Here is an 11,049-nt window from a genome sequence, read left to right as displayed (position 1 = left end):
TGCCCGGGCCTGTGAGGAGTCGGGCTTCATCTTCATCGGTTCCCCTTCCTCCGTCCTGCGCCAGGCGGGGCACAAACTGCATGTGAGGAAGCTGGCCAGCTCCATCGGGGTGCCTGTCCTCCCGGGCAGCCTGGAGCCTTTGAAGAGCCCAGAAGAGTTCCGCCTGGTCTGCGCGCAGGTAGGATACCCGGTCTATTTGAAACCGTCGGCCTACAGCGGGGGGGGCAGGGGCATCCAGATGGTGAAGAACGAGGCTGAGCTCTTTCCCCTGCTGGAGCGGATAGGCAGGAATGGTGACCTGAGCAATTTCTATGTGGAGAAGTGGGCCAAGGATGCCAAGCATGTGGAGGTCCAGCTCCTGGGCGATTCCTATGGAAGGGTGATTGCCCTGGGGGAGAGGGAGTGCACAATTCAGCGCCGCCATCAGAAGCTGATTGAGGAGGCCCCCTGTGCCCGGCTCCACCGGGATGAGACATTGCAGCTCCAGATGAGGGAGGCAGCCCTCCGCATAGCCCGGGCGGTGAACTTCGTGGGGGCGGGAACGGTGGAGTTCCTCCTGGACCGGCGGGGGAACTTCTATGTAATTGAGATCAACTGCCGCCTCCAGGTGGAGCACCCGGTCACCGAGATGGTGAGGGGGATTGACCTGGTGGAGCAACAGCTTCACATAGCCGCAGGGAACTCCGTGCACATGGGCCTGGAGGTGGCCCACCCGGTCACCGGGGCGGCCATTGAATGCCGGGTCTATGCCGAGGACCCCAAGCAGGGCTTCTTGCCCTCGCCAGGCATCATCACCCAGGCGGTGGAGCCGGCGGGGGAGGGGGTGCGGGTGGACAGCGCCCTCTATTCCGGGATGGAGGTCACCCCCTACTACGATTCCATGCTGGCCAAGGTCATCACCTGGGGGAAAGACCGGCCCCAGGCCCTGGAGAGGATGAGGGGAGCCCTGAAGGGTTTCGTTCTGGAAGGCATCAAGCACACCATCCCCTTCTGCCTGGCGGTCCTGGAAGACCCCAAGTTCATTTCCGGGGACTACAACTATTCCCTCGCCAGCAACATCACCCGCTAGCCGATGCTTTACGTTAACGCCATGCCCAAATAGTAGGGCCAGATGACCAAGCCGACTATCCACTTCCACCACACGGGACTGGTGTAAGCCATGGTGAATAGCCATCCCGCGAACCAGAATGCGCCACCTATGCCTGCCCCCGCTCCGCTGTTGTGGTAGTGCTTGTGGTGCACGCATTCCTCCTTGCGCTGCTGCTCCATGTCACCCTCCTTCCGCGAACGTTATGTTATCTACAAGCCGGGTAGGGCCTATCCTCACCGCCAGGGAGACGAGGACCGGCCCGGCGAGCTTTTCCACCTCTTCCAGGGTCTCCGGGTGGGCGATGCTCACATAGTCTATCTGCGCCAGAGGCTCCTCCTGGATTAGCTTTATCATGGCCTCCCGGATTTTCCCCGCGTTCCTCTCCCCGCTCTTATACATTTCCTGGGCCAGGCAAAGGGACCGGTAGAGGGCCGTGGCGGCCTGGCGCTCCCGGGGGTTGAGGAAGATATTCCGGCTGGACATTGCCAGGCCATCGGGCTCCCGTACCGTGGGGAAAGAGACTATCTCCAGGTCCATATTCAAGTCCCGGACCATCTTCTTTATCACCGCTAGCTGCTGGGCGTCCTTCTGGCCGAAGTAGGCCCGGTGGGGCTCCAGGAGATTGAGAAGCTTGGCCACCACCGTGGCCACCCCCCGGAAATGCCCCGGGCGGGAGGCCCCCTCCAGCCTTTCGGTCACGCCCTCCACCTCCACCCAGGTGGAGAAGCCGGGGGGATATATTTCCTCTGTTTCCGGGGCGAAGACCAGGTCGCTCCCCTCCTTCTCCAGGAGGGCCAGGTCCCGGGGCAGGTCCCGGGGGTAGCGGGCCAGGTCCTCCCGGGGGCCGAACTGGGTGGGGTTGACAAAGATGCTCACGGCGGTGGTGTCGTTTTCACTTTTGGAGCAGCTGACCAGGGCCAGGTGCCCCTGGTGGAGACAACCCATGGTGGGGACAAAGCCCAGGGTGCCGGACAGGCCCTTCCTCCAGGCCCGGAGCTGGGCCACGGTGCGGACAACCTTCACGTCCGCTTTTTCCCCTCCTCGAGGACCTGCGGGTCAATCTTGTAGCTGTGGGCCTCGGTGGGAAAGGTCCCCGCCTTGACCTCCTGGGTATATTCGGCCACTGCCCTGCGGATGAGGTCGGCCAGCTTCACATACTGCTTAGCGTGGCGGGGGACGAAGTCGGTGTAGGAGCCCAGCATATCATGGATGACCTGGACCTGCCCGTCTGTGCCCGGCCCCGCCCCGATGCCGATGGTGGGGACGGCCACCTTCCGGGTGATGAACTCGGCAAGGGCAAAGGGCACGCTCTCCAGGACGACGGCGAAGGCCCCCGCCTCCTCCAGGGCCATGGCGTCCTTGACCAGCCTGAGGGCTTCTTCAGGGGTGCGCCCCTGGGCCTTGAGGCCTATCTGGAGGGCGGACTGCGGGGTGAGGCCGATATGGCCCATCACGGGGATGCCGCAGGAGACCAGGCGGTGGACCGTCTCGGCCATCATCTCTCCCCCCTCCAGCTTCACCGCCTGGGTGCCACCCTCCTGGATAAAACGGGCGGCGTTTCTCAGTGCCTCGGCAACGCTGATATGGTAGCTCATAAAGGGCATATCGCCGATGACCATGGCCCTCTTGCTCCCCCTCACCACCGCCCTGGTATGGTGGAGCATCTCCTCCATGGTCACGGGGATGGTGGACTCATAGCCCAGCATCACCATCCCCAGGCTATCCCCTACCAGGATGAGGGGCACCCCCACCTCGTCCAGGAGCTTGGCCGTGGTGTAGTCATAGGCGGTGAGCATGGGGACCTTCTCCTTCCCCTTCATCGCCCGGACTTCCGCGATGGTTATGCGCGGCACGGGGCCTCCTTTGCCTTGGGGCGGTTGTCCTCGTCTACATAGACCAGTCGGGGGCGGTGGTGGTGGGCCTGCTCCTCGGGCAGGTCGGTATAGGTGAGGACGATGACTATATCCCCCCTGGCAGCCAGCCGGGCGGCGGCCCCGTTGATGCCCACCTCCCCCGGCCCGCCTAAAATGGCATAGGTATCAAAGCGGGCCCCGTTGTTCACATCCAGCACCTGGACCTTTTCAAAGGGTAGGATGTCCGCCGCCTCCATGAGCCGGGGGTCCAGGGCGATACTGCCCTCGTAGTCCACATTCACCCCCGTAACCCTTGCCCTGTGGAGCTTGCTCTTGAGCATGGTCCTCATGGTTTCACCCCCTCTAGGATTGTTCCTATTTCCTGGGCCCTCTTTTCATTCACCTTCCCCTTGGCTAGGGCGATGGGGAGGGTCTGCAGCCCCAGCTCCCGGTAGGTGGAAAGGAGCTCCGGGGCCTTTCTTTCCAGGGCCTCTATATGCCTCTTTATGGTCCCCACATCCCCCCGGGCGATGGGCCCGGTGAGGGCCTGGGGCAACCCCACCTGGGCCAGGTTGTTCAGGGTCCCTCTCAGTAGGGGAATCAGGGCCTTTACCGCCTGGTCGGTGGGGACCCCGAAGCCCCCCCAGAGGTCTGCGGCCAGCTTCACCAGGGTCACCCAGTAGTTGCAGGCGAAGACCGCGGCCGCATGGTAGAGGACCCTGTCCCCGGCCCGGAGCTCCACGATATCCCCGTCCAGGGCAAGGGCTATGTCCCGGAGCTTTCCCAGGAGCTCCCCCTGGGCCTCCAGGGCGAAGGTGGAGCCGGGGAGGTTCTCTATGGCCTGGTGGATGGAGGCGAAGGTCTGGAGGGGGTGGATGGCACCCACCTGGGCACCCAGCCTGCTGGCCGGCTCCAGGACATCCAGGGAACAGGCCCCGCTGGTGTGGACTACCCCCTGCCCCGGGTGCCATCGGACCTGGGCCGCTACCCCGGCGAGGGCATCATCGGGGGTGGTGATAAAGACCAGCTCCGCCTCATCCGCCACCCCCTGCACTGCCTCATAGGCCCGGCAGCCGGGGACCATTTCCGCCAGATTGCGGGCCGAGGCCAGGGTGCGGGAGGCGGCAGCCACCACCGGGTAGCCCCTTTCCCTCAGCCTCACTGCCAGGGCCGTCCCGACTGTCCCTGCCCCAATAAAGCCCAGTTTAATCATAGCTACCTAATGTTTCCCAAAACAGACAGCCCTCCCGGAAGACCGGGAGGGCTGTAAACTGCCCCTATTTGCCCGTCTCGGTCATTCCGATCCAAGCGAGCCCTTGTTTTCCGGGTTAACTTTGTGCTCACCGCCCGAGGGTCGGTGGCAACTTGATGATATAGGCTTTCCTAGGCTGCTGTCAAGAGGGCCTCAAAGAGCTCGGGGCAAAGCTCCTTCAGCACACCGGCCACCAGGTTGGCCCCGGGGCCGGCCCGGAGGGGGGTGATGGAGATTTTTCCATCTTTGATGGCCTTGATATCGGTCCCCGGCTGGTCGTCCCACTCCGCCCTGCCCCGCATAATCCAGTAGTAGTCCCGCTTGCCGTCGTGGCCCTCCTTGATGATGTCCGAGTAGGCCCGGCGGGCCAGGCCGGTCACCTCCATCCCCTTTATGTCGCTCAAGGGCAGGTTGGGCAGGTTTACGTTGAGCAGGAGCTCCCCCCGGGGCAGCACCCCCTGGCCTACCCTCTGGGCCAGGAGGCGGGCCAGGCGGGCTGCGGGCTCATAGAGGACATCCTTGAAGGAGACCACGGATACAGCTATAGCGGGGAGGTCGTAGAAGTAGCCGTGGAAAGCTGCCCCCACCGTGCCGGAGACGTAGACATCGTTTCCCAGGTTGGCTCCCTGGTTGACCCCCGCCACCACCAGGTCCACCTCTCCCTTCACCACCTGGCCCAGGCCCAGCACCACGCAGTCTCCCGGGGTGCCCTCCACGGCAAAGGTAGGGATGCCGGGGATGGGAGGGGCTATCGGCTGGAGGCGCAGGGGGTCGTGGAGGGTGAGGGAAGTGCCCACCCCGCTCTGCTCCCTATCGGGGGCCACCACCCAGACCTCCCCCAGCGGGGAGAGGGCCTCCACCAGCTTCCACAGGCCCGGGGCATAGATACCGTCGTCGTTGGTAGCCAGGATCCTCATCCTGAGGATTTTATCACCTGACCCCCAGGCCCACAACAGGGCTTGACAGACCGCAGGGGGGCGATTATACTTTTGGTAGCCTTGAAGGAGGTAGAAATACAAGTCAACACTTCTTGATGCAAGCCTTTGGGATGTTTACTCCAGCGGCGGAGAGACATCCGCCGCTTTTTGCACCTTAAAAAGTGAATAAGGATTTTGTCTCGAGCTGGGGGCGGGTCAAACATGGTAAGGGCCTGTGGTGGATGCCTTGGCGTCCGGGACCGATGAAGGGCGTAGCAAAGCTGCGATAAGCCCCGGGGTGCCGCTCAGCAGGCTTAGCCGGGGATGCCCGAATGGGGAAACCCGCAGGGGGTAATGCCCCTGCAGCCCGCCGTAAGGCGGGCGGGGAACCGGGGGAACTGAAACATCTAAGTACCCCGAGGAAGAGATAACTATTCCCCTAGTAGCGGCGAGCGAACGGGGAGGAGCCCAAACCTCAGGGGCTCAGTGGGTCTGGGCCCTATGCCCCTGGGGGGTTGTAGGGCAGGAGGGGGAGGCCCCAGGGCCTCCCAAGGAGTTACAAACCCCACTCTAGCCGAAGGTCCCTGGAAGGGGCCACCATAGAGGGTGAAAGTCCTGTAGGCGAAAGGGTCGGGGCTCCGCTTCTGTTCCTGAGTACCACGGGACACGTGGAATCCTGTGGGAAGCTGGGTTGACCACAACCCAAGGCTAAATATCCCGGACGACCGATAGTGAACCAGTACCGTGAGGGAAAGGTGAAAAGCACCCCGAGAGGGGAGTGAAAAGACCTGAAACCGCAGGCCTACAAGCAGTCGGAGCCGCCGCAAGGCGGTGACGGCGTGCCTATTGAAGAATGATCCGACGAGTTGCTCTCGGTGGCTTGGTTAAGCGACTGAAGTCGCGGAGCCGGAGCGAAAGCGAGTCTTAATAGGGCGTTTCCCACTTCGGTGGGAGGGTCGCCGGGAGCAGACCCGAAACCGGGTGAGCTACCCATGGCCAGGGTGAAGGTCGCTGAAAAGCGACTGGAGGCCCGAACCCGTTGCCGTGGCAAAGGCATGGGATGAGTTGTGGGTAGAGGTGAAATGCCAATCGAACCCGGAGATAGCTGGTTCTCCCCGAAATGCATTTAGGTGCAGCCTCGGGGTCCCGGCGGTGGAGGTAGGGCTCTGGATGGGCTAGGGGGCAAAAAGCTTACCAAACCCAACTAAACCACAAATGCCACCGCTTTGCCCCGGGAGTGAGACTGCGGGGGATAAGCTCCGTGGTCGAGAGGGGAACAACCCAGACCATCAGCTAAGGTCCCTGAGAATGGGCTAAGTGGGTAAGGAAGTGGGGTTGCCCAGACAGCCAGGAGGTTGGCTTAGAAGCAGCCACCCTTTAAAGATTGCGTAATAGCTCACTGGTCAAGCAATCCTGCGCCGATAATCTACCGGGGCTCAAGCCCATCACCGAAGCTATGGTCTCACCCTTGGGTGAGAGGTAGGGGAGCATTCCCTCCTCGATGAAGTCCAGGTGGAAGCCTGGGTGGAGGGGAGGGAAGGGAGAATGTCGGAATGAGTAACGATAAGGCGTGTGAGAACCACGCCCGCCGTAAGCCTAAGGATTCCTACGCAAGATCAATCCGCGTAGGGTTAGTCGGGGCCTAAGCATAAGGCTTTGGCCGAAGGCGATGGATAGCAGGTCAACATTCCTGCACCACTCGATGGTCGTTTTAATGGCTCGGGGGGACACGGTGGGAAGGGTCCGGCGCACCCAATGGACATGGTGCGTCCCTCAGTCTGGCCCGGGGGCAGGTAAATCCACCCCCGTAAGGGTTGGGCTGGGGGGAAGTGGAGGGGCAACCCAATGCGACTGGGCCTGGTCCCGCCGTCAAGAAAAGCCTCGTGTCCGAGGCCATTGAGTGCCCGTACCGCAAACCGCCACAGGTAGGCGGGGACAAGAGTCCCCAGGCGTTCGGGAGAACCCCCGTTAAGGAACTCGGCAAGTTGACCCCGTAACTTCGGGAGAAGGGGTCCCGCCGCAAGGCGGGCGCAGAGAATAGGCTCAGGCGACTGTTTAACAAAAACACAGGTCTCTGCCAAAGCGAAAGCTGAGGTATAGGGGCTGATACCTGCCCAGTGCCGGAAGGTTAATGGGAGGGGTTAGCCGCAAGGCGAAGCTCTGAACTGAAGCCCCGGTGAACGGCGGCCGTAACTATAACGGTCCTAAGGTAGCGAAATCCCTTGTCGGGTAAGTTCCGACCCGCACGAATGGTGTAACGACCTGAGCGCTGTCTCGACGGGGGACCCGGTGAAGTTGAAATGCCCGTGAAGATGCGGGCTGCCCGCCCTTGGACAAAAAGACCCCGTGGAGCTTTACTGTAGCTTGGCATGGGATCGAGATGGGGCATGTGTAGGATAGGTGGGAGGCTATGAAGCTGGGGCGCTAGCCTCGGTGGAGCCAACGGTGAAATACCACCCTTGTTCGGTTTTGGTCCTAACCCGCCACAGGCGGGGACAGTGCCAGGTGGGCAGTTTGACTGGGGCGGTCGCCTCCCAAAGAGTAACGGAGGCGTCCAAAGGTCCCCTCAGGCTGGATGGAAATCAGCCGTTGAGTGCATTGGCAGAAGGGGGCTTGACTGTGAGGCCTACAAGCCGAACAGGGACGAAAGTCGGGCAAAGTGATCCTACGGTACCGCGTGGAAGGGCCGTAGCTTAACGGATAAAAGCTACCCCGGGGATAACAGGCTGATCTCCCCCAAGAGTTCATATCGACGGGGAGGTTTGGCACCTCGATGTCGGCTCGTCGCATCCTGGGGCTGAAGCAGGTCCCAAGGGTCCGGCTGTTCGCCGGTTAAAGCGGCACGTGAGCTGGGTTCAGACCGTCGTGAGACAGGTCGGTCTCTATCCAGGGTGGGCGCAGGAGAATTGAGGGGGGCTCCCTCCAGTACGAGAGGACCGAGGGGGACAGACCTCTGGTGTGCCAGTTGTCCCGCCAGGGGCATTGCTGGGTAGCCATGTTTGGTTGGATAAGCGCTGAAAGCATCTAAGCACGAAGCCTTCCCCAAGATGAGTTCTCCCATCCGCTTCGGCGGAGTAAGACCGCCGGTAGACTACCGGCTTGATAGGCGGCAGGTGGAAGAGGGGTAACCCTTGAAGCTTAGCTGTACTAATGGTCGAGGGTTTGACTCGCCTCCAGCTTGGGGCAAAATCCTTATCTCTAGGGCTCCCAAAGAGGCGCAGACTTTTTGGGATGTGGTGGCGCGGGATGGAGCAGTGGTAGCTCGTCGGGCTCATAACCCGAAGGTCGTTGGTTCGAATCCAACTCCCGCTACCAAAAATCATATCTGAAAAAGCCTCCGGGCCGTTCGGCCTGTGGAGGCTTTTTCGTTTTAGCTGACATTTTGCTGACGTGTCTTCCTTCTGCTAGCTGGACACCGTGGCCGCGGGCCGAACCAACAGCTGACACGACCCCCGTCGGGGCCGTTCCTGCTACCTATGATTGACAGCCTTGGGGTATACCGGGGCAAATCCGGGGCCAATCCTGCAATGTTGCGGACGACGCAAAAGTGCCTGAAGGCCATCACACCTTGATGTTCACGGCCTCGGGAACAATCTCAAAGGTCGCCGGAATGGTTCCAACCAACTCACCGTCTATCTCCAGCAGGACCTCTTCGTCAGTGTTGGCTTCGACCTTCTTGCCCCGAAAGCTGCTCACCTTTGCGAGCCCCAGGTGCGTACCCTTGCGCAACTTAGGGAGGTGCCACACGCCTTCGATAGTACTGAAGTCTCCTATGTTCACAATGTCGAACAGTCCATCGTCGATCCTTGCATGGGGAGCGGGAAGGAAGCCCCGCCCAAAGTACCTGCCGTTGGCGACTATCAAGTTCCGTACCGCCAGCCTTGTCGGCTCGCCGCCGTCAATGGAGACGCTGATCGACTTGGCCTTGTAGCTCAGCGCGGCAGATAGGATGCCCCACACATAGTTCGGGCGTCGCCCCAATATCCGTGGCGCCCGACCTGCCCTTTGGGTCACCAGTCCACCAGCACCCACGTCTGCCATGTTGGCGAAGAACCTGCTTTCCCTCTCTCGGCGGAAATTCAGGAACTCAACCCTGCCAATATCAATCCTTCTCACGCGACTGCTTCCCAGAGTCATGATGGCCTCATCTGTCTTCCTGGGGAGGCCCAGGCTTCGGGCAAAGTCACAACCTGACCCAAGTGGAACAATGCCCAAGGTCACATCTTGGCTGAGCGCAACGCCGTTCTCGAAGAAGCCGTTCAGCACTTCATTGACCGTGCCGTCCCCGCCAACAGCTACCACCATCTCGTAGCCTGACTTGATGGCCTCACTGGCCAGATGGGTTGCCTGCCCGCAGGACTCCGTCATCCAGATGTCGCAGGCAAGTCCCTGGCTGCTCCTTGCATAGTTCTCAAGCCTGCTCCGGTCGGCAGCTCGGTGCCTGGTGACGAGAGAGTTCACTATGAACACAGTCTTCAATTCTGGCTTCGCCCTCAGTCAATGATCCCCGCGTCTCTGAACTCGGGTAGCCTGCCTTGAGAACCAAAGCCTATCATGCTCGTGCCCGCTAGGCAAGGCTCAGAGTGGGACGCATGATTCAACAAGAAGCCGGATTGTCACTTGAGGACGGAAAGCCTTGTAGCTTCCGGAAGAGTTCTTGGTAGGTGGCCCCTTTTGAGAACAGCTCAGCGATTTGGTCCGGGTGTTTCTGGCTGTGGCCCTTTGCGGCTATCAGGATATCAGCTCCCCCCTGACGCCTATGATTCTCTCCTTTAGCGGGATGGCCCTGCCGCTGGCTAGCATCGCCTCCCGCGCCATGTGCACCAGTCCATGACAACATGGCACCTCAACGTGAACCACTGTCAGGCTCTTTGCCCCGGACTGCCGCAGAATCTCAGTCAGCTTCTGCCGGTGGGCCTGGAAGTCGTCCAGCTTGGGACACGCCACCAACAGGGCATGCCCCCTGAGCATGTCCCGATGGAACCCGGCGTAGGCAAAAGGAACACAGTCCGCCACCAGCAGCAGGTCGGCCTGCTTCAAGAAGGGAGCGGTCGGCGGCACCAGGGTGAGTTGCACCGGCCACTGGCTCAGAGCTGACCCTGCCAGTGGTTGTGGAACTGGCGGGGCCCCAACTCCTGCCTGGGCTTCAAACTGCCTCACCGCGCTGCCCGGACACCCACAGGGTAGCCGCTCGGCCTCAGTCTGCGTCCCAGGATGCCCAACGGCACTCCCGGCACAGCTGCAGGCAGGGGCTTGTGGCGCCACATGTTGCTTCGCGGCCTCCTCGTCGAACTTCTCAGCCATCCTTTCCTCTATGGTAATAGCCCCCTCGGGGCACTCGCCGAGGCAGGCACCCAGACCGTCACAGTAGGTCTCGCTGATGAGCCTGGCCTTGCCGTCAACGACCTGAAGGGCGCCCTCAACACAACCCGGCACGCAGAGGCCACAGCCGTTGCATTTCTCTTCATCTATCCTCACTATCTTCCTCACCGCTCCGCCTGCCACGAATACACCTCCTACGTCCATTCTGGCCGGTCAGCTCTTACGAACCGCTCTGCCCGGCACCAAATTATAGCATTCGCTGGGGAGCGTTTCCCAGAAGCCGGTGCCGTATTAGCTTTCTAGCGATGACTGCAGAGCCAGACCGGGTGCCCGACATTAGGGCAGGCTCCCCCGGACAGAAATGACTGCAGCATCATAGTGGAGCAAGAACCTCCTGGCTCCTCTCTGCCGTTACGCCTGCTATGGGGAGAGGCCAATGACCGGGGCTGTGAAGGACCCATCCCTGGCCGCATAGTGAGGTGGTCCCCAAAATTCGGACAGGTGGTTAAGAGCGGGTTCTGCTCCTAGAATAGGCGAATAGGAGGAGCAGGACATGAAACAGAGCCGCAGGAAGCACAGCCCATCGTTCAAGGCCAGGGTGGCCCTGGAAGCCCT

At 61.4% G+C, this 11,049-nt stretch carries 8 protein-coding genes, 1 tRNA gene and 1 rRNA gene; 3 read left to right on the top strand and 7 right to left on the bottom strand.

The window, feature by feature from the left end; all coding sequences use genetic code 11:
* Positions 1 to 1,069: ATP-grasp domain-containing protein (locus tag KJ624_07050; protein MBU2009572.1), on the top strand; the 1,069-nt coding region annotated here is incomplete at its 5' end.
* Positions 1,070 to 1,270: 201 nt separating this feature from the next.
* Here the strand turns inward: KJ624_07050 and panC are convergent.
* The 5 genes from panC to surE form a co-directional block, all read right to left on the bottom strand.
* Positions 1,271 to 2,113, bottom strand: a complete 843-nt coding sequence (gene panC / locus KJ624_07045) for a pantoate--beta-alanine ligase (protein ID MBU2009571.1) — start codon at positions 2,111 to 2,113, stop codon at positions 1,271 to 1,273.
* Complete coding sequence (gene panB, locus KJ624_07040) at positions 2,110 to 2,943, bottom strand: 3-methyl-2-oxobutanoate hydroxymethyltransferase (GenBank protein MBU2009570.1); 834 nt, start codon at positions 2,941 to 2,943, stop codon at positions 2,110 to 2,112. The genes panC and panB overlap by 4 nt, the downstream gene beginning before the upstream one ends.
* The gene (locus KJ624_07035) at positions 2,931 to 3,293 is read right to left on the bottom strand and encodes an aspartate 1-decarboxylase (protein MBU2009569.1); all 363 of its coding nucleotides are present in this window, start codon (positions 3,291 to 3,293) and stop codon (positions 2,931 to 2,933) included. The genes panB and KJ624_07035 overlap by 13 nt, the downstream gene beginning before the upstream one ends.
* Complete coding sequence (locus KJ624_07030) at positions 3,290 to 4,156, bottom strand: DUF2520 domain-containing protein (protein ID MBU2009568.1); 867 nt, start codon at positions 4,154 to 4,156, stop codon at positions 3,290 to 3,292. The genes KJ624_07035 and KJ624_07030 overlap by 4 nt, the downstream gene beginning before the upstream one ends.
* Positions 4,157 to 4,326: 170 nt before the next feature.
* The gene (surE, locus tag KJ624_07025; GenBank protein MBU2009567.1) at positions 4,327 to 5,112 is read right to left on the bottom strand and encodes a 5'/3'-nucleotidase SurE; all 786 of its coding nucleotides are present in this window, start codon (positions 5,110 to 5,112) and stop codon (positions 4,327 to 4,329) included.
* Positions 5,113 to 5,326: 214 nt separating this feature from the next.
* On the opposite strand from surE, the gene KJ624_07020 reads away from it, so the two are divergent.
* Both KJ624_07020 and KJ624_07015 read left to right on the top strand, forming a co-directional pair.
* A 23S ribosomal RNA gene (locus KJ624_07020) occupies positions 5,327 to 8,282 on the top strand.
* Positions 8,283 to 8,352: 70 nt separating this feature from the next.
* Positions 8,353 to 8,427, top strand: a tRNA-Met gene (locus KJ624_07015).
* A 246-nt stretch (positions 8,428 to 8,673) separates the two neighbouring features.
* Here KJ624_07015 and KJ624_07010 read toward each other — a convergent pair.
* Together KJ624_07010 and KJ624_07005 are read right to left on the bottom strand one after the other, a co-directional pair.
* Entirely contained in the window at positions 8,674 to 9,582 is a 909-nt protein-coding gene (locus tag KJ624_07010) for a diacylglycerol kinase family lipid kinase (GenBank protein MBU2009566.1), read from the bottom strand.
* Between the two features lie 261 nt (positions 9,583 to 9,843).
* Positions 9,844 to 10,638, bottom strand: a complete 795-nt coding sequence (locus KJ624_07005; GenBank protein MBU2009565.1) for a 4Fe-4S binding protein — start codon at positions 10,636 to 10,638, stop codon at positions 9,844 to 9,846.
* Positions 10,639 to 11,049: the final 411 nt, after the last annotated feature.

It is taken from the genome of Chloroflexota bacterium (genome assembly GCA_018825785.1).
Lineage (GTDB): Bacteria > Chloroflexota > Dehalococcoidia > JACVQG01 > JAHKAY01 > JAHKAY01.
This window is presented reverse-complemented; position numbering and strand designations above follow the sequence as displayed.

What these genes read in the sequence shown, in the direction of transcription:
- surE (MBU2009567.1), bottom strand. Translation starts at nt 5,112, where the DNA reads ATGAGGATCCTGGCTACCAACGACGACGGTATCTATGCCCCGGGCCTG.
- KJ624_07035 (MBU2009569.1), bottom strand. Translation starts at nt 3,293, where the DNA reads ATGAGGACCATGCTCAAGAGCAAGCTCCACAGGGCAAGGGTTACGGGG.
- KJ624_07005 (MBU2009565.1), bottom strand. Translation starts at nt 10,638, where the DNA reads ATGGACGTAGGAGGTGTATTCGTGGCAGGCGGAGCGGTGAGGAAGATA.
- KJ624_07030 (MBU2009568.1), bottom strand. Translation starts at nt 4,156, where the DNA reads ATGATTAAACTGGGCTTTATTGGGGCAGGGACAGTCGGGACGGCCCTG.